This is a genomic window from Paenarthrobacter sp. 10N417 (genome assembly GCF_056394745.1).
This window is the reverse complement of sequence record NZ_JBFTIL010000007.1, coordinates 29114-47038: the sequence shown is the minus strand read 5'-3', so window position 1 is coordinate 47038 and position 17925 is coordinate 29114. Positions and strand designations below refer to the sequence as shown.

Here is a 17925-nt window from a genome sequence, read left to right as displayed (position 1 = left end):
CATGGATTCGCCAGTTCTGTTTCCTGTAGCCATAGGGCTGTGCGTTGCTGCCCTGGTATTACTCGTCGTCTTTGTTCTGAAGCCCCGGAACGGGAGCATACCCTTGGAGCGGCGGCGTTTGGACGCCAAACCCGATGACTCCGCCGTCGGCCGTGTTTCCCATTCGGCCGTGCAATTCGTAGACACAGCCATTGGCCGCTCTGGCGGCCCTTTTAATCGGGAAGTGCTCTACAGGGCCGGAGTCAGGCAGGCTCCCGCTGATTTCACCGTAATGGTGGCCATGGGCACTGTGCTCCTTGGAATTGCAGGTTCGTTCCTGGTCAATGTGATCATCGGGATCCTGTTGGCCATTGCAACTCCGTTTGCCGCCAAACTTGTTCTGGCCTTCAAGACAGATAAACGCAGGGCCAAATTTGACGCCCAGCTCACCGACACAATCCAGATGCTGATCGGTGGGCTACGGGTGGGACACAGTATCATGCGATCACTCGAAGCGACCGCTCAGGAAGCGCAAGCACCAACGTCTGAAGAGCTGTCCCGCATCGTCAATGAGGTCAGGATCGGCAAGGACCCGCGCCAAGCCGTTGAAGACTGCGCCGACCGCATGGACAGCGACGACTTCAGGTGGATCGGACAGGCCATTCAGATCAACCGGGAGGTGGGCGGTGACTTGGCAGAAGTCCTGGAGCAGGTTGCAGGAACCATTCGGGAACGCAGCGAGATCAAGGCCCACGTCAAGGCCCTAAGCGCTGAGGGGAAGATGTCCGCTTACATCCTTATGGCTCTCCCCGTCGGCGTAGCCCTGCTTCTGACCATCATGAATCCGCATTACATGTCCGTCTTCGTCCAACACCCCTTGGGAATAGCCATGCTGGTTGCCAGCGCGGTCCTGTTCGTCATAGGTGGATTCTGGATGAGCCGCACCGTGAAGATCAAGTTCTAGGAGGGTTGCCATGACCGTCATTGCGTGGCTGATCATCGCCGCCATTATCCTTCCGCTGGCCTACTTCGCGTGGTCCATAGCAAGCATCGACCGTAAGGGGATCGTAGCCATCCAGAGCAACTTGGGTTCCGGGTTTGCCCAGGGTGCGGGTGTCAGCGTTCAACGCCCCCCGTTCATGCTCGGCTTAGCGCGGAAACTCACTCCTGGCAGCTACGAAGCGAAGCTTGATCAATGGCTCGCGTTGGCTGGGCGTCCGCAGTCGATGCCCCTGACAAAGCTGATTGCCATCAAGCCCGTCCTGGCGGTATCCGGGGCTACCGCAGGGCTGCTGCTGATAGTTGCAGGACCAAGCCCATTGAGTATCGGATTCGCCATCTTCCTCACTGCCCTCCTGTACTTCATCCCAGACCTGCTCGTCTACAACACTGGGTTGAAGCGCCAAGAAGAAATCCAGCTGGAGTTCCCCAACACCTTGGACCAGATGCTGATTTCGGTTGAAGCCGGGCTCGGATTTGAGGCAGCCATGGAGCGGGCGTCAGCCTATGGAACCGGGCCATTGGCGCAGGAACTCATGCGGACGCTTCAAGATATCCAAGTAGGGCGGCCTCGGACGGAAGCCTACGGGGCGCTGGCCGAACGTTCCACCGTTGCGGATGTCCGTAGCTTTGTCCTGGCCGTGATTCAAGCTGATAAGTACGGCATCGGCATTGCTAACGTCCTCCGCGCCCAAGCAAGGCAAGCGAGAGTCAAGCGCCGTCAAATCGCCGAAGAGAAGGCAATGAAGCTACCCGTCAAGGTGCTTTTCCCGTTGCTGTTCTCCATCTTCCCGGTGCTGTTCATAGTCCTTCTGGGTCCCGCTGTCATCAAGATCATGCAAGCATTCAGCTGATCTTGACCTTCGGGAATTAGACCGGCCGTTCGCGGATCCCAGACCGTGGGCGGCCACAACGGCCCCCTTCCGGTACCCAGAGCCGGGAGGGGGTCCTCCAACGTTCGGACCTACTCGCGCCGGGCCCTCGTCAACTCAGCCCGCGCCAGCAGCTCGCTGTCCGACGGGTAAGCAACTTCCTCCAGGACCAACGGGTGCGGTGCGGCCAACACGGACTTGGCGTCACGCCTCCGCTCCAGAAGACGTTCATGCAGCCAGCCCGGTTGCTCCAGGCCTTCCCCCACGCGCAGTGCCGAGCCCACCAAGGACCTGACCATGTTGTGGCAGAACGCATCGGCCTGAACAGTAGCGACAATGACCCCGTCGCTCCCCCGTTTGAAGTCAAACTTCTGAAGCTCCCGGATGGTCGTTGCGCCCTCGCGGGGTTTGCAGTAGGAACGGAAATCCTGGAGCCCCAGCAACTGGGAAGCGCCTTCATTCAACAGCGCGACATTCAGCGGCGCCTTATGCCACAGCGTGATTCCGCGCAGCACCGGATCCCAGCGCTCCGCGCCATCCGCAATGCGGTAACTGTAGCGACGCCACAAGGCAGAAAACCGGGCGTCGAAACCTTCCGGCGCCAGACCGGCGTCGTGCACTTCTATGGCACCGGTCAGGTCACCGAGAATGCGGCTGAGGGCCCCGCGAAGGCGACGCAAAAGCGCCACGGCGGGGTCCAGTTCGTGCCCGCGCGGAAGTCCAAGCCACTCGGCTTCCGTCAGATCCAGATGGACCACCTGGCCGCGGGCGTGGACGCCGGCGTCAGTGCGACCAGCAACCGTGACCCGGACCGGACGGCGCACGAGGAGGGCCAGCGCTTCCTCAAGTGCTCCCTGCACGGTGACCAAGCCGGGCTGCAGTGCCCAGCCGTTGAAGGGTCCTCCGTCATAGGAAAGATCCATGCGGACACGCAAAAACCCGCCGCCCCCCAAAGCGGGGGCAGCGGGTTTTCGTTCGTTCATAGACTTAAGTCTACTGTGAAGAATTCAGTGAATTACTTCTTGTCCTCAGCGGCCGGAGCCTCTTCGGTCTCAGCAACTTCAGCGTCAGCAGCCTCGGCCTCAGCGGCCGGAGCCTCTTCGGTTTCAGCAGCTTCGGTCTCTACAGCCTCGGTCTCAACAACCTCTTCCTCAGCAGCCGGGGCAGCCTTGGCAGCAGCAGCGGTTGCTTCAGCAACTACGGCCTGCTTCGGGGAAACCGGCTCGAGGACGAGCTCGATGACAGCCATGGGAGCGTTGTCGCCCTTACGGTTGCCGATCTTGGTGATACGGGTGTAGCCACCATCGCGGTTGGCAACGGCGCCGGCGATGTCGGTGAACAGCTCGTGGACGATGCCCTTGTCGCTGATCAGGCCGAGAACGCGGCGGCGGGAAGAGAGGTCGCCACGCTTGGCGAAGGTGACCAAACGCTCTGCATACGGCTTAAGGCGCTTGGCCTTGGTAACCGTGGTGGTGATGCGCTTGTGCTCAAACAGTGCAGCTGCCAGGTTCGCGAGCATCAGGCGCTCGTGAGCCGGGCCGCCTCCGAGGCGCGGACCCTTAGTGGGGGTAGGCATAATAATTTCTCCTGTTGTGTAAGCCGGTCAGGTCCATCGCTGGACCTGACGGCCAAGATCTGCTTTTTAGAGCTCGTCGTCGCTGAACGCGGCGTCGTCCTCTTCGATGGCTGCGGCGCGGGCTGCGAGATCGAAACCGGGAGGGGAGTCCTTGAGGGACAGACCCAGTTCGACGAGCTTTGCCTTGACCTCGTCAATGGACTTCGCACCGAAGTTACGGATGTCCATCAGGTCAGCCTCGGAGCGGGCAACGAGTTCACCCACGGTGTGGATGCCCTCACGCTTGAGGCAGTTGTAGGAACGGACGGTAAGGTCCAGATCCTCGATCGGCAGAGCCATGTCCGCTGCCAGGGCAGCGTCCGTCGGCGACGGGCCAATCTCGATACCTTCAGCTGCGGTGTTCAGCTCACGAGCCAGACCGAACAGTTCCACCAGGGTGGTGCCTGCAGAAGCAACGGCATCGCGCGGAGCGATTGCCTGCTTGGTCTCGACGTCGACAATGAGCTTGTCGAAGTCGGTGCGCTGCTCAACACGGGTAGCTTCCACGCGGAAAGTTACCTTCATGACCGGCGAGTAGATCGAGTCAACCGGAATACGGCCGATCTCGGAGTCGCCGGACTTGTTCTGAGCTGCCGAAACGTAGCCACGACCGCGCTCGATGGTCAGTTCGAGTTCGAACTTGCCCTTCGAGTTCAGAGTGGCAATGTGCAGATCCGGGTTGTGGAATTCGACGCCGGCCGGCGGAGCAATGTCCGCGGCGGTGACGACTCCGGGGCCCTGCTTGCGCAGGTAAGCAACAACCGGCTCGTCGTGCTCGGAGGAAACCGAAAGGTTCTTGATGTTCAGGATGATCTCGGTGACATCTTCCTTGACACCCGGAACCGTGGTGAACTCGTGCAGCACGCCATCGATCCGGATGCTGGTTACAGCGGCACCGGGGATGGAGGAGAGCAGGGTACGGCGGAGGGAGTTTCCGAGGGTGTAGCCGAAGCCCGGCTCCAGCGGTTCAATGATGAAACGGGAGCGGTTCTCGGATACAACTTCTTCAGACAGGGTGGGGCGCTGTGCAATGAGCACTTAGGTTTCCTTTCGGCGAGCATCCGCTATATGACGCAACACAGGTGGTGGAAATCGGCTTCGGTTTCCAGCCTGACCAGCCGGGCCATGCTTGTAGATGGTCTAAACCATGTACAGCAGGCCCGGCCGGTCAGACAGGGAATACCTAATTAGACGCGGCGGCGCTTGGGCGGGCGGCAACCGTTGTGGGCGCTGGGGGTGACGTCCTGGATGGAGCCAACCTCAAGGCCAGCAGCCTGAAGCGAACGGATTGCGGTTTCGCGTCCGGATCCCGGACCCTTGACGAATACGTCAACCTTGCGCAGACCGTGCTCCTGAGCGCGCTTTGCAGCAGCTTCAGCAGCCATCTGGGCAGCGAACGGGGTGGACTTACGGGAGCCCTTGAAGCCAACCTCACCGGCGGAAGCCCAGGAGATTACAGCACCGTTCGGGTCCGTGATGGACACGATGGTGTTGTTAAAGGTGCTCTTGATGTGCGCCTGGCCAAGCGCAATATTCTTCTTATCCTTGCGACGCGGCTTACGAACCGCTCCACGAGTCTTCGGGGGCATTGTTTCTCCTACAGAAAGTTATCGGGGGAAAACCAGGTCAATCCCGAGGGATTAACGTCCGGCCTTCTTCTTGCCGGCGACGGTGCGCTTCGGGCCCTTACGGGTACGAGCGTTGGTCTTCGTACGCTGTCCGCGTACGGGCAGGCCCTTGCGGTGGCGCAGGCCTTCGTAGCTGCCGATCTCAACCTTGCGGCGGATGTCAGCGGCTACCTCGCGGCGAAGGTCACCCTCAACCTTGTAGTTGCCTTCAATGTAGTCACGCAGCTGGACCAGCTCGGCGTCAGTCAGGTCCTTGACGCGAACGTCAGCGCTGATGCCGGTGGCAGCCAGGGTTTCGTGTGCACGGGTCTTGCCCACGCCGTAGATGTAAGTAAGCGCAATTTCCAACCGCTTTTCGCGGGGAATGTCTACGCCAGCGAGACGAGCCATAGTGGCGGTACTCCTTGAATAAACCGGAGGTCGTAGGCAGTACACCCACACGATCCGTGTGGCCCCAGCCTCCGACCGGGGGTACGTTGACCAGGCTCTGTAATGCAGTCCTGGCACAACTTGTGCTGCCTTTATTTACTTGCGTGGGCTAGCAACCCAGGTTTGCCCTTGCGGGCGCTGATTCCCTGAAGGGGAATTAGCCCTGGCGCTGCTTGTGGCGCGGGTTCTCGCAGATCACCATGACCCGGCCGTTACGGCGGATCACTTTGCACTTGTCGCAGATCTGCTTGACGCTCGGCTTGACCTTCATGGCGTTCCTTTGCGTGTTTTGCAGTTGATCTGCTGGAGCGGCTTGGCACTATTGCCTTCGGCCGCCCAGCAATTTACTTGTAGCGGTAGACGATACGACCACGTGTGAGGTCGTATGGGCTTAGCTCCACCACTACGCGGTCCTCGGGGAGGATTCGAATGTAGTGCTGACGCATCTTCCCAGAGATGTGTGCGAGAACGACGTGCTTGTTGGTGAGCTCAACACGAAACATCGCGTTGGGCAGCGCCTCAGTCACAACGCCCTCGATCTCAATGACCCCGTCCTTCTTGGCCATATCCTCCGCTAACTGTTGTTTGCCGCTGTCCTCCGGTAGGCACCGAAAATCCAACGGACGTTTTTTGTTTGCTTGGCCCTCTTGGAACCACGACACTAAAAAGGGCGTGGCTGCACAGACAACCAACAAATAACTCTACGCCAATGGGGCCGGAAAGTTAAATCCGTCCATGGTAGCGCACGTACCGCCGCCCGTCACTCCCCTACTGTCCGGTAAGCGGGGAAGTCTCCCGCCGCCGTCGTGACACTTTCGGCCGTCTCAACACCGTCCAGGATCGCCAACCGCACTGCTTCGGCTGCGGCACTTTGGAGCGTAATAAGCGATACCTGCCGCGCCTGCTCGGTACTGCGATCAAGCCCGACGGCGCCCGTCGCCAGGGCGAAAACGGTGTCACCGTCCGCCAAAGTGTGGGACGGATCCAAGGCCCGCGCCAGCCCCGCATGCCCAGAGCTGGCGGTCCGCTTGCACTCAGCAACATCCAGGACAGCATTCGTAGCGATGACGACGAGCGTGGTGTTGAGCCCTTCCGTAGAAGCCACTGGGTCTGCGACCCTCTGCGCGCTCGGTCGTGCCTCCCTTAGACGCGCGCTGCCGGGCCCCAGCCCCACCGGCGTCCCGAGCGCGTTCACGACCGCGATCGCGCCAACGATCACCGGGCCGTCAGGAGAGATGCTGTCGAGCGTGATCGAGGATGTACCGACGCCGCCTTTGTACTGCCCGCGCGCAATCACTGCACCCGTGCCAGCACCAACGTTTCCGCGTTCGACGGCGGCATGGTCGCCTGACGCGTACGCTGCGGCGGCTGCCTGGTAACCCATGTCGGCGTCGGGTCGCGCTTTCACGTCACCGCCGCGTCCGAGGTCGAAGATGGCGGCGGCCGGAACGATCGGCACCACCGTCCCGGGAACCGCAAAGCCCCGGCCCTGCTCCTCACACCAGAGTTGAGCACCGGTAGCCGAGGCCAGCCCGAACGCGCTGCCACCCGTAAGCACGATGGCGTCGACCGTGGATACCAATGTTGTCGGATCAAGAGCGTCAGTTTCGTGCGTACCAGGACCTCCCCCGCGCACATCCACCGATCCCACGGTTCCCACGGGCGGAAGGACGACGGTCACGCCACTGAGCCACCCGCCGTCGCTCTTCTGAACGTGGCCAATACGGATGCCCGGCACATCGGTGATCGCACTCATGGCACCATTGTCCACCTCGAGGCAACGCAGCTGCGTCGCCGGTGGGGCTGGGACCGGGTAGCGCTCGGTTACGGGATGGGGACAGGCACGACGCCGAGCGGCGCCAACTTCTCCGCGCCTCCGTCCGGGGCAGACAGGACCCAGATGCCCTTATCGTGCACAGCCACGGAGTGCTCCCACTGGCAGGAGCGCTTGCCGTCGGTGGTGACAACGGTCCAGTCATCGTCCAACGTGGCAGTCTCGATGCCACCGCGCACCAGCATGGGTTCGATCGCGAGGCACAGCCCCGGGCGAATCTTCGGGCCGCGGTGATTGGTGCGGTAATTCAGGACGTCCGGGGCCATGTGCATTTCCGAACCGATGCCGTGGCCCACGTAATCCTCCAGGATGCCCAGCGGCTTACCGGGGACGGAAGAAACGTAGTCATCAATAGCGTTGCCGATATCGCCCACGAACTTGCCCTTGGCCAGCGCAGCGATCCCTCGCCACATGGCGGCCTCGGTGACATCCGAGAGCCGCTGGTCCTCAGGGTCTGCCGTGCCAACGATGACAGTGCGGGCGGAGTCCGAGTGCCATCCGTCAACGATGCAGCCGCCGTCGATGGAAATAATGTCACCATCGTTGAGGACGCGATTTCCGGGGATACCGTGGACCACTTCCTCGTTGACTGATGTGCAGATGGTGGCAGGGAAGCCGTGGTAGCCAAGGAAGTTGGACTTGGCACCGGCGTCATTCAGGACTGCCGCAAAAACTTCGTCGAGGTCCTTGGTGGTGACGCCTGCCTTGGCCGCCGCAACGGCAGCGTCAAGTGCACGGCTGAGGACCAAACCGGCCTCGTGCATCTTGCGCATTTGCTCGTTGGTTTTGTACTCGATGCGGGGCTGACCGAACGCCATGTTCTCCTCTGGATGGTTTGCTGTAGGAGCCGATCAGGCCCCGTGCTCCAACCATTTTCCCGCATCGGAGAGCGTGGTCGAAATTGGTTCGATTCCCAGCTCTTCCCGTAGGCGGTCCAAACGGTAAGTTCTGTCCCGTCCGAGCTGGCTGACGGCGTAGCGCGTGAGGCGTGGTGCCTGGCCGGAAACGAGGGCAAGGGCTTCGGAAATACGGGCAAGGGCCATGGCAGCGGGCCGCGGGATGTACCTGATATCCACCCCGGCATGGCCAGTGACCGCGAGTACCTGCCTCAGCACGCTCCCGAGCTCCACAGGCTCCGCGTCCGCCACGTTGATAGCTCCGCGGGCATCGGACTGGCAAGCTGCCAGTGCTGCCTCCGTCAGATTGTCAACATACGTGAGCTGATGACGGATACCGGCATGGCCCACGGTGAGAAGCCGTCCGTGGCGAATATTGCTGATCAAGCGCGGCAGCAGCGTCCGGTCCCCCGGTCCGTAAACTCCATGTGGCCGAAGAACCACGGCGTTGCGATGCCGTCGGGCCTCCACGTCGGCGAGCGCCTTGCTTCTTGCATATGCGTTGAGGTGACGCGCAGCCACGCCTTCTTCGCCGCGGTTGGTGCAGGGCTCCCACCAGGGGTAGACGCTTGAACTGGAAATGTGAACCAGTCGTGTTGTTGGGTAGGCCTCAGCCACGGCACGGGTCCCCATCACGTTGGTGCGGTAGAACGTGCGGGCGGCGCCCCAGTCGGCCACGTGGGCGCCGGCATGGATCACCGCGTCCACGGCCGGCAATCGGGCAGGCGGCACACCGGCCAGGTCCCAATACGTCAGCCCAGGGCCCTGGCGCCGTGCGAAACGAACAACTTCCCAGCCTTGGGCCTCGGCGGCAGTGGCGACTGCTCCACCAATGAATCCTGTGGCCCCGGTGACCGCGATTCTCACTGCGCGCCGGCTTTGTCAGCGGACCTGCGGGCAAATTGGCATCGAAGTGCTTCCCGATCCGGCTTTTTGTGGCGTCCGCTGTGGGGGATGGCATCCAGGATTTCGATGTGATCGGGGAGAGCGGATTCGTCAATCATCGCCGGGAGGACCTTGGTTAGCTTTGCTTTCAGCTGCCTCCCCTGTGTCTCTGACAGCCCCTGTGCAGGCACGACCGCCAGCCACACAGCTTCATCACCGATCCCGTCCGGAACCCCCACCATGACGGCCTGCTGAACTCCGGGCACGGAAGTGATCAGCGGTTCATACAGCGCAGGGTAGATGTTGGTCTTGCCCCGGATGATCATGTCCTTCTTACGCCCGATCATCACCAAGCGCGCGGGACCCATTCCGGGGCCTCCCGCACCGTGGTCCAGCCGCACCAAGTCTCCGGTGGCGTGTTCAATCATGGCTTCCTCGCCCAGATATCCGTGGCACATGTTCGATCCCCGGGCGTACAGTTCGTGGTCCTCCCCCACCCGGATCCCGACGGCGGGTAGCGGCTCTCCGAGGAAATCGCCTTCGCCACTTCCATCCGGCGACGTGAATTCGGCTTCAGCGCCGGACGCAAAGGCCAGCTTCTCCCTACCATCGGCTACGGCGATGGGCAGCAACTCCGTCATGCCGTAGATGAGTTTGAACTCGACGCCGGGAAGCAGCGCCGTTGCCCGTTTCAGGAACGGAGCCAGAACCGGCGCGGCTCCAAGCATCACGGTCCGCAGTGTTCCGGGGAGCCTGGCGCTGCCGTCCTCGACCGCATCCAGGATGGGCGCCAACTGGGACGGCACAAGGAAAAGGTGCGTCGCGCCGTCGTACGAGTCTTCTTTGCCAGCCACCGGCCCAAGCTCGCGTGCCAAGCGAAGAGGATCAATGTGCGCGGAGAAGCCATAGCCGGGCATAGTCCAGTGCGCGCCGGCGATGAGTGCCGGCAAGCCCATCATCAGCTGCTCGGAGTGGATACGATCGCCCTCGGCAAAGGTACAGCGCTGGCTTAACTGCTCGAACCCTGCCCCAAGCGAACCCCGTGTATGTACCACACCTTTGGGCGAACCGGTGGTCCCGGACGTAAAAATAATCACGGCTTCCTGACTTGAGGAAGCCCCTGTAGAAGACGGAACTCTATCTCTAAGAAGCGCCGTACTGGCCAGTCGCTTCACGGGCGTCGCGCTTCGGGGTACGCCGGGGAGCCACGGTCCGGAGTAGTAGTGCCGGACATCCATGGCACCGTAATCCGGCAGCAGCAATCCCCTCCGCCGGGCCAGTGGCCGTAGCGGGCTCTTGGTACTCACCGCGTACAGGAGTGACTCGGCCGCCGCCCACCGAGGGGCAGCCAGCCTGGCCCGATCATGGAAAAGCGACGGTCCGATTCCCGGATCGATGAACACCACAGAACCACCGGCCCGGACGGCCCCCAGGGCCAGGATGAACGCTGCCGGGCTGGGGCGGACCGAGAACAGCATCCGCTCACCGGCACCGAAGCCATCATCCTGGAGATGCCGGGCAGTGGCATCTATACCGTTCACCAGTTCGCGGTATGTGATGGTCCGTCCTGGTCTCAGCCGGTCTGGACGTCGTAGTCGCCCTGGAGCATGGTTCCAAGCCGAAAATCTGCCGGGCGCCGTGACTGCTGGACTCCCAGGCACGCGCTCCGCTGCCGCGTAGACAGCCTCGATGAGATCCGTGCCGGAAACGGTATCTTCCAACAATGCGTCATCAAGCATTGACCAGCTCCAACTTCCTGTACGCCGGAATGAGCACACCCTTGCTAACTTGACGTGACGAGATGACCCACGGATGGTGGGCGTACCTGTCCAGAAGTGAAGACAGCGTGGCGTTGATCTCGGCCATGGCCAACGGCATGCCGATACAAAAGTGCGGACCCGCACCGAACCAAAGCTGACGCGCATGGGGCGGGGTGGGAATCCCAGGTTCGAATCCGCCCAGGCTTTTAGACGCGTGAACAGTCGACAGCAAAAGACGGTCACCGGCACGGATAGCGACTCCGCCAAAGGTGCAAGGAGAAACAGCATCCCTCAGCATCATCGGCGACGGCACGGTGAACCGGAGTGCCTCGTTCACAGCCGAAGAAACACCGGATCGATCCTCAACGAGGCCCGCAATGCGTCCGCTGTCAGCGAGCAGGGCAATCAGCCGCGGAACAAAGGACACTAAGGTCTCTGTTCCCACCATCACGAACGCGCTGATGATGCCCATGGCTTCTTCCTCGGTCATCCCGAGTGCGCGCAGCCGCCCGGGAAACGTTTGGGGATCGCCCTTCCGGTACGCTGCCCTCGCCGGTCCAGCCAGGACCCCGACGGCGGATCTTCCCTTGGCTACCTGCCTCACTGTCAACGTGGGGCGCCCCAGGCGGACGAGCGAAGAGATGGAAGACCCCAGATTGAAGAGTTCCCTGTTGGGCAACCGGCCAGGTGCATCATCCGGCACGCCCAGCAGCCTGGAGATGACTCCCCCAGCAAGCTCCTTGACGCAGTCCACCAGGTCCACGTGGCCACCTGCGTCCAATCCGTGGTGTAGGCGATCATGAAGCGAAGCAGCGGCCGGCTCAACAATTGTCGCCACCGAGCCTGGAGTGAAGAGGTCCGCGAGCTTCCGCCGCAGCTCCCTGTGCTCGGTGCCGTCCATGTTCACCAACGCCTTTGGCCCCACTACGGGAGTCCAGAGCGCACCCGAACCGGACGGTCCGTTCTTGATGAATCGTTGGCTATCCATGAGAACGTCACGCACCAAGGCGGCTTCGCTGACGAGGATCCCCAGGCCGGGCAAACGCATCACCGGCCGCAGGCTGCCCAGCCCCCGGATCGCCGGGTACAGCAATGGATGCGCCCCCAGCTGAACACGCTGTTCCCAGCGTTCGGCCTTGCTGATGACGCCGCCGGGCATCCTGCCGCTAGGCATCTTGCCGCTAGGCATGCTGCCGTTGGGCATCCCTCCGTTGGATATCAAAGCGTCACCGAATGTCCACGTGCTCTGGGCGGTACCGGTGGTCCGCATACCAAGCCAGGGTGTTCTTCAAGCCCCAGGCTTTGACCCGCCGTGAGGAGCCGTAAACCACAACATCCCGGCGCAACGCGTAATTGCGGGTCAGCTTTCGCACGCGGTTGGACAGTGCGCGGTCTTCGTGGAGGTCTTCGATGCTGGTTCGCGGGAATCCGCCGGAACGGTCATAGATGTCTGCCGTGATCGCCATATTGCACCCCGGAAGCATCTGATAGGGGCCCAGGTACCCGTCACCCTTATTGCCGGGGCGGATCCGGCCGAAGAAAGATGCGATCTCGACGGCGAGCAACATCATCCTCCGCTCCCCCATACTGATCCCTTCGTCCTCGCGGGGCACAAGCTGGCCGGCGATGAGTTCCAGACCGTCGTGGAAGGCCTCAACAATTTTGGCGGTCCAATCCGGCGCAGCGAGACAATCGGCATCCGTCCGGGCAAGCCACGTTGCGCCGTGCTCCAAGCCGAAGCACATGCCCGTGTCTGCGGCCGCGCCCGTCCCCTTCTCGGCTTCATGCACAAGCCTGATATCCATGTGGGGATGAGCCGCGGCAAACTCTGCCACGATCAAACAGCTGGCGTCCGTCGATCCGTTGTCGACCACCACCACCGTGAAGTCCTGATGTTCTTGGGCCGCAAGAGAGTCCAGCGTCTGCCGGACCAGCTTCTCTTCGTTCAGCATGGGCACAGCGATCGACAGCGGCCGGGTAGGGGCCAGGCTTCCCAGATGGCTTTCCAGCGTCACAGCCGCACCACTGCCATGCCCAGGCTCACGCCGCCGGCGAGTCCCACCAAGGCCACGAGATCCCCCGGACCGCAGCGGCCACTGTCCACGGCAAGTTTCAGTTGCAGGGGCAAGCTAACGGAGGCCAAATTTCCGAAGTCCTCTACCGATGGAACCAGAAGCTCCCTCGGAACACCGGCCCGCTCCGCAAAGACTTCCCGGTACGGTGCACTCACCTGGTGCACACAAACCACGGCGAAGTCCGTCCACTGCAGTTCCAGCCGGTCCAATGTTTCGTCCAGGACGCCGCAGCCCAGATCCAGAAACGCGTCCTTGAGTTTCTCCCCGTCCATGGTGAAATAGGTCGCTTCCGGATCGCGCGGATACGCAGATCCACCTGCAGCCAAGGTGCCGACCGACCAGTGGCTGCTGCGGGCCGTGAAGCCCATGGCAAGAATGCCCGCCGGACCGGCCTCCACGCGGTTCGTCTCCTTTGCCGCTGAATCCGCAGGTTCGAGCAGCACTGCCGCGCCGCCGTCGCTCATGGTGTACCCGGGAAAGCTTGACGCGAAAGTGTCAAAGTCCGGAACAGTCCAACGGATGGCCCGCGACGGCGACTCCCCTGTGACCACCAGGACCCGCGCATAGCGTCGCGTGGCGATCAGGGCATCTGCCACCTCCAGGCCGTTCAGGAAACTGTTGCACGCATTCTTCACGTCCATCACAGGGCAGTCGAGTCCGAGTTTGGCAGCGGCCATGTGGCCCGTGGCCGGTTCCACCATGTCCTGGCTGGCGGACGCGAAGATCAGGAGGTCTATATCCGAGGCCGGCAGTCCGCATTCAGCCAGCAACTTTGCGGCTGCATGGGCCGCAAGGTCCGACGCCTGTTCCGAGTCCGCCATGACGCTCCGGGACCGGATACCGGTCACGCGGGAGATCAAACCCTTCGGAACACGGAAGCCGGGACTCGACTCACCAATACGGCGTTCGACGGCGGCAGTGTCCAGGCGCGCAGGCGGGAGGTAGACCTCCAAACCTGCAATCCTGCTGTGTGCCGAAAGAGCTGTTTGCATGCGGTTCCCCCAAAAACTGCCGCGAAACGAAAAGGGTGTGTCCCGCACCAATGGTACGGGACACACCCTTTTGCTCCAGCGCCGATGATCCGGCTATGTGGAAAAAGCCCTGCTAGACGGCCTTGGCCGACTCGATGGCTGTGAGGACGCGGTCGGTGACCTCGTCGATGCCGCCGATGCCGTCAACCTGCGTCAGGATGCCACGCTCGGCATACTTGGCAACAACGGCCTCGGTCTGCTCGTGGTAGAGATCCAGCCGGTGACGGATGACGGCCTCATTGTCGTCAGAGCGTCCGGTTTCCTTCGCACGGCCCAGGAGGCGGGACACCAGTTCTTCGTCGTCGGCAGTCAGCTGGAGCACGACGTCGAGCTCCTGCTCGCCTTCAGCGAGGATCTGGTCGAGGTAGTCGACCTGCGCGGTGGTGCGCGGGTATCCATCCAGCAGGAAGCCATTCTCGACGTCGCTCTGGCTCAGGCGATCACGAACCATGTTGTTCGTGACGCTGTCCGGAACGAAGTCGCCTGCATCCATGTATTTCTTGGCTTCGATGCCCAAAGGGGTTTCGCCCTTTACGTTGGCACGGAAGATGTCGCCGGTGGAGATGGCGACTACGCCGAGGCGCTCGGAAATCCGCTCAGCCTGCGTACCCTTACCCGAACCGGGAGGTCCAATGATCAGCATTCTCGTCATCGCAAAAGCCCTTCGTAGTGACGTTGTTGTAGCTGCGCATCAATCTGCTTGACGGTTTCCAGACCGACACCCACCATGATCAGGATTGACGTGCCACCGAACGGGAAGTTCTGGTTGGCGTTGATCAGGACGAGTGCAACCAGCGGAATCAACGCCACGAAGCCCAAGTAGAAGGCTCCAGGCAAGGTGATCCTGGAAAGCACGTACTGCAGGTAGTCCGCGGTCGGTTTACCCGCCCGGATGCCCGGAATGAACCCGCCGTACTTCTTCATGTTGTCCGACACTTCTTCAGGGTTGAAGGTGATGGCCACGTAGAAGTAGGTGAAGAACACGATCATGGCGAAGTAGAGCGCCATGTAGATGGGGTGGTCGCCACGGGTGAGGTTGTTGTTGATCCACTCAACCCACGGCGCCAGCTGCTCCCCTGCTTTCGGCTGGTTGAACTGAGCAATCAGGCCCGGCAGGTACAGCATGGAGGAAGCGAAGATGACGGGCACGACGCCGGCCATGTTCACCTTGATGGGGATGTAGGTGCTCGTGCCACCCACGGTGCGGCGTCCGATCATGCGCTTGGCATACTGGACGGGAACCCGCCGCTGGGACTGCTCCACGAAGACCACCAGGGCCACCGTGAGCAAGCCGATCGCCAGGACGATGAAGAACGTCCCCGGTCCCTTCGTCTCCCAGATGGAACCAAGTGAACGCGGGAAGCCTGCAGCAATGGAGGTGAAGATGAGCAGCGACATTCCGTTGCCCACGCCCTTCTCCGTAACGAGCTCGCCCATCCACATGATGAGGCCCGTACCGGCCGTCAGCGTGATGATGATGAGCAGCGTGGTAATGATGCTGTCATCAGGAATGATCGGGAGGTTACAACCCGGAAGAAGCTGGCCGGAGCGCGCCAAGGACACCAGTGTGGTGGCGTTCAAGAGGCCGAGGGCGATGGTGAGGTACCGGGTGTACTGGGTCAACTTCGACTGGCCCGAGGAACCCTCTTCGTAGAGCTGCTGGAACCGGGGAATGACCACCCGGAGCAACTGAACGATGATGCTCGACGTGATGTAGGGCATGATGCCCAGTGCAAAGATCGAGACCTGCAGCAACGCGCCGCCGCTGAACAAGTTAACCAGCTGGTAAATGCCCTGCGAGGTGTCACCGTTGTTCAAGCATTGCTGGACATTCTGGTAGTTCACACCAGGCGAGGGGATGAAAGCTCCCAAGCGGAAGATTGTGATGATTCCCAGCGTGAACAACAACTTGCGTCGCAAATCAGGCGTCCGAAACGCCCGGCCGAATGCGCTTAGCAAGCGTCCTCCTGAGTAGAAAGTACAAGGATGTGGATGGGCTCAATGAAACCCAACAACCGAGTCTAGCTGCTTGTGACGCCGTCGCAATAATCGAGAGTTCACTTTCACGCAAAAAATCCCGGTATACGGGGCCGAAGCCCCGCGTACCGGGATCTTTTTCACAACGGGGATCAGCCCCACTGGCTCTTAGAGAGCAGTGGTGCTTCCGCCTGCTGCAGCAATCTTTTCAGCAGCGCTGGAAGAGAAAGCGTGAGCGGTGACGTCAACCTTGACGGTGATGTCGCCAGTGCCCAGGACCTTGACGGGCTGGTTCTTGCGAACAGCACCCTTCTCAACCAGGGACTCAACGGTGACAGCGCCACCTTCCGGGAACAGCTCGTTGAGCTTGTCCAGGTTCACAACCTGGAACTCAACCCGGAACGGGTTCTTGAAGCCGCGCAGCTTCGGCAGGCGCATGTGCAGCGGCAGCTGGCCGCCGGCAAAGCCAGCCTTTACCTGGTAGCGGGCCTTCGTACCCTTGGTACCGCGACCGGCGGTCTTACCCTTGGAGCCTTCACCACGACCAACACGGGTCTTGGTGGTCTTGGCACCCGGGGCGGGACGCAGGTGGTGGACCTTCAGAGCGTTCTGCTTCTCAGCAGCCTCTGCGGCGGTCTTGTTCTCTGCCATTACTTCGCCTCCTCTACATTCACGAGGTGCGGAACCGTGTTGAGCATTCCAACGGTCACGGCGTCGGCGTCACGGACAACGGTGTGTCCGATGCGCTTCAGGCCGAGGGACCGGAGGGTAGCCTTCTGGTTCTGCTTGGCGCCGATGACGCCCTTGATCTGGGTGATCTCCAACTTGGCGTCGGAGGGAGTCAGGTTCTTAGCCATGACTAAACACCTGCCTTCTGGTTCTGGAGCGCGCGCACCAGAGCAGCCGGAGCAACCTCGTCCAGCGGCAGGCCACGGCGGGCAGCCACGGAAGCGGGCTCTTCGAGCTGCTTCAGAGCGGCAACGGTCGCGTGAACGATGTTGATCGCGTTGGAGGAACCGAGCGACTTGGAGAGGATGTCGTGGATACCCACGCACTCCAGTACCGCGCGGACCGGACCACCGGCGATAACACCGGTACCGGCGGAAGCCGGACGCAGCAGGACAACGCCTGCAGCAGCCTCACCCTGCACACGGTGCGGGATGGTGTTGCCAACGCGCGGAACGCGGAAGAAGGACTTCTTGGCCTCTTCAACGCCCTTTGCGATAGCAGCGGGAACTTCCTTGGCCTTGCCGTAGCCAACGCCAACCATGCCGTTGCCGTCACCGACGACGACGAGTGCGGTGAAGCTGAAGCGACGACCACCCTTGACGACCTTGGCAACGCGGTTGATGGTTACAACGCGCTCTACGAACTGGCTCTTCTCGGCTTCGCGACCGCCGTCGCGGCCACCACGGCCACCACGGTCGCCGCGGCCCTGGCCACGCTCGCCGCGCTCGCCACGACGTCCGCCGCGGCGGTCATCGGCAGCGGGTGCGGTCTCAGTTGCTTCAGCAGCTACAGCTTCAGTCACCTGAATGTCCTTTTCGTTATTTTCAACGGTCACAGTGCCAGCCCACCTTCGCGAGCACCGTCAGCGACGGCGGCGATGCGGCCGTGGTACTTGTTACCGCCACGGTCGAAGACAACAGCTTCGACGCCTGCAGCCTTGGCACGCTCGGCAACGAGCTCGCCGACGCGCTTGGCCTTGGCAGTCTTGTCTCCGTCGAGAGCGCGAAGGTCAGCTTCCAGGGTGGAAGCGTAAGCCACGGTTACACCCTTGCTGTCATCGACAACCTGGACGAAGATGTGGCGGGCCGAACGGTTGACGACCAGACGAGGACGTACAGCCGTACCGGTGATGCGCTTGCGGATACGAAGCTGGCGACGGCTGCGTGCAGCAGACTTGCTCTTGTTCGTACGCTTCTTGTTAATTGCGATGGCCATG

Annotated in this window: 22 protein-coding genes; 2 read left to right on the top strand and 20 right to left on the bottom strand. The window is 61.7% G+C overall.

Features of this window, described 5'->3' with window-relative positions; genetic code table 11:
• The first annotated feature begins 1 nt into the window (after position 1).
• Positions 2-943 carry a type II secretion system F family protein gene (locus AC1DCM_RS10225; protein WP_442018342.1) on the top strand — a complete coding sequence of 314 codons (942 nt, stop codon included), beginning with the start codon at positions 2-4 and terminating at the stop codon, positions 941-943.
• 10 nt (positions 944-953) lie between these two features.
• Positions 954-1832 carry a type II secretion system F family protein gene (locus AC1DCM_RS10220; protein WP_442018341.1) on the top strand — a complete coding sequence of 293 codons (879 nt, stop codon included), beginning with the start codon at positions 954-956 and terminating at the stop codon, positions 1830-1832.
• A gap of 110 nt (positions 1833-1942) precedes the next feature.
• Here AC1DCM_RS10220 and truA read toward each other — a convergent pair whose 3' ends face one another.
• The 20 genes from truA to rplR all read right to left on the bottom strand — a co-directional run bounded on the left by truA (position 1943) and on the right by rplR (position 17924).
• The gene (gene truA, locus AC1DCM_RS10215) at positions 1943-2833 is read right to left on the bottom strand and encodes a tRNA pseudouridine(38-40) synthase TruA (protein WP_442018340.1); all 891 of its coding nucleotides are present in this window, start codon (positions 2831-2833) and stop codon (positions 1943-1945) included.
• Positions 2834-2865: 32 nt separating this feature from the next.
• Complete coding sequence (rplQ, locus tag AC1DCM_RS10210; RefSeq protein ID WP_216925100.1) at positions 2866-3426, bottom strand: 50S ribosomal protein L17; 561 nt, start codon at positions 3424-3426, stop codon at positions 2866-2868.
• A gap of 66 nt (positions 3427-3492) precedes the next feature.
• The gene (locus AC1DCM_RS10205; protein WP_011775567.1) at positions 3493-4503 is read right to left on the bottom strand and encodes a DNA-directed RNA polymerase subunit alpha; all 1011 of its coding nucleotides are present in this window, start codon (positions 4501-4503) and stop codon (positions 3493-3495) included.
• A 149-nt stretch (positions 4504-4652) separates the two neighbouring features.
• Positions 4653-5054, bottom strand: coding sequence for a 30S ribosomal protein S11 (gene rpsK, locus AC1DCM_RS10200; RefSeq protein WP_014922380.1), 402 nt, complete (start codon positions 5052-5054; stop codon positions 4653-4655).
• Between the two features lie 51 nt (positions 5055-5105).
• Complete coding sequence (gene rpsM, locus AC1DCM_RS10195; RefSeq protein WP_011775569.1) at positions 5106-5483, bottom strand: 30S ribosomal protein S13; 378 nt, start codon at positions 5481-5483, stop codon at positions 5106-5108.
• A 196-nt stretch (positions 5484-5679) separates the two neighbouring features.
• Entirely contained in the window at positions 5680-5793 is a 114-nt protein-coding gene (gene rpmJ, locus AC1DCM_RS10190) for a 50S ribosomal protein L36 (RefSeq protein ID WP_011775570.1), read from the bottom strand.
• Positions 5794-5866: 73 nt separating this feature from the next.
• Positions 5867-6088 (bottom strand): translation initiation factor IF-1, encoded by a 222-nt coding sequence (gene infA, locus AC1DCM_RS10185; RefSeq protein ID WP_011775571.1) that lies wholly within the window; start codon positions 6086-6088, stop codon positions 5867-5869.
• Positions 6089-6282: 194 nt separating this feature from the next.
• A complete protein-coding gene (locus tag AC1DCM_RS10180) occupies positions 6283-7278 on the bottom strand; it encodes a P1 family peptidase (protein WP_477518158.1) in 996 nt (331 codons plus the stop codon).
• Positions 7279-7346: 68 nt separating this feature from the next.
• Complete coding sequence (map, locus tag AC1DCM_RS10175; protein ID WP_477518157.1) at positions 7347-8174, bottom strand: type I methionyl aminopeptidase; 828 nt, start codon at positions 8172-8174, stop codon at positions 7347-7349.
• Positions 8175-8207: 33 nt separating this feature from the next.
• Positions 8208-9119 carry an NAD-dependent epimerase/dehydratase family protein gene (locus AC1DCM_RS10170; RefSeq protein WP_477518156.1) on the bottom strand — a complete coding sequence of 304 codons (912 nt, stop codon included), beginning with the start codon at positions 9117-9119 and terminating at the stop codon, positions 8208-8210.
• Positions 9116-10876 carry a class I adenylate-forming enzyme family protein gene (locus AC1DCM_RS10165; protein ID WP_477518155.1) on the bottom strand — a complete coding sequence of 587 codons (1761 nt, stop codon included), beginning with the start codon at positions 10874-10876 and terminating at the stop codon, positions 9116-9118. The genes AC1DCM_RS10170 and AC1DCM_RS10165 overlap by 4 nt, the downstream gene beginning before the upstream one ends.
• Entirely contained in the window at positions 10869-12086 is a 1218-nt protein-coding gene (locus AC1DCM_RS10160; protein WP_477518154.1) for a cytochrome P450, read from the bottom strand. Before AC1DCM_RS10160 ends, AC1DCM_RS10165 begins: the two co-directional genes overlap by 8 nt.
• A 37-nt stretch (positions 12087-12123) precedes the next feature.
• Positions 12124-12912, bottom strand: coding sequence for a glycosyltransferase family 2 protein (locus AC1DCM_RS10155; RefSeq protein WP_477518153.1), 789 nt, complete (start codon positions 12910-12912; stop codon positions 12124-12126).
• A complete protein-coding gene (locus AC1DCM_RS10150; protein ID WP_477518152.1) occupies positions 12909-13964 on the bottom strand; it encodes a 3-oxoacyl-ACP synthase III family protein in 1056 nt (351 codons plus the stop codon). Before AC1DCM_RS10150 ends, AC1DCM_RS10155 begins: the two co-directional genes overlap by 4 nt.
• A 112-nt stretch (positions 13965-14076) precedes the next feature.
• The gene (locus AC1DCM_RS10145) at positions 14077-14646 is read right to left on the bottom strand and encodes an adenylate kinase (RefSeq protein ID WP_224091119.1); all 570 of its coding nucleotides are present in this window, start codon (positions 14644-14646) and stop codon (positions 14077-14079) included.
• Between the two features lie 5 nt (positions 14647-14651).
• On the bottom strand, positions 14652-15962 hold the full coding sequence (gene secY / locus AC1DCM_RS10140) for a preprotein translocase subunit SecY (RefSeq protein ID WP_216925094.1): 1311 nt from the start codon (positions 15960-15962) through the stop codon (positions 14652-14654).
• Between the two features lie 186 nt (positions 15963-16148).
• Positions 16149-16631 (bottom strand): 50S ribosomal protein L15, encoded by a 483-nt coding sequence (gene rplO, locus AC1DCM_RS10135; protein WP_224164997.1) that lies wholly within the window; start codon positions 16629-16631, stop codon positions 16149-16151.
• On the bottom strand, positions 16631-16837 hold the full coding sequence (gene rpmD / locus AC1DCM_RS10130; protein ID WP_216925092.1) for a 50S ribosomal protein L30: 207 nt from the start codon (positions 16835-16837) through the stop codon (positions 16631-16633). Before rpmD ends, rplO begins: the two co-directional genes overlap by 1 nt.
• A gap of 2 nt (positions 16838-16839) precedes the next feature.
• A complete protein-coding gene (rpsE, locus tag AC1DCM_RS10125; RefSeq protein WP_442004123.1) occupies positions 16840-17511 on the bottom strand; it encodes a 30S ribosomal protein S5 in 672 nt (223 codons plus the stop codon).
• Positions 17512-17540: 29 nt separating this feature from the next.
• Positions 17541-17924 carry a 50S ribosomal protein L18 gene (gene rplR, locus AC1DCM_RS10120; protein ID WP_223933973.1) on the bottom strand — a complete coding sequence of 128 codons (384 nt, stop codon included), beginning with the start codon at positions 17922-17924 and terminating at the stop codon, positions 17541-17543.
• Position 17925: the final 1 nt, after the last annotated feature.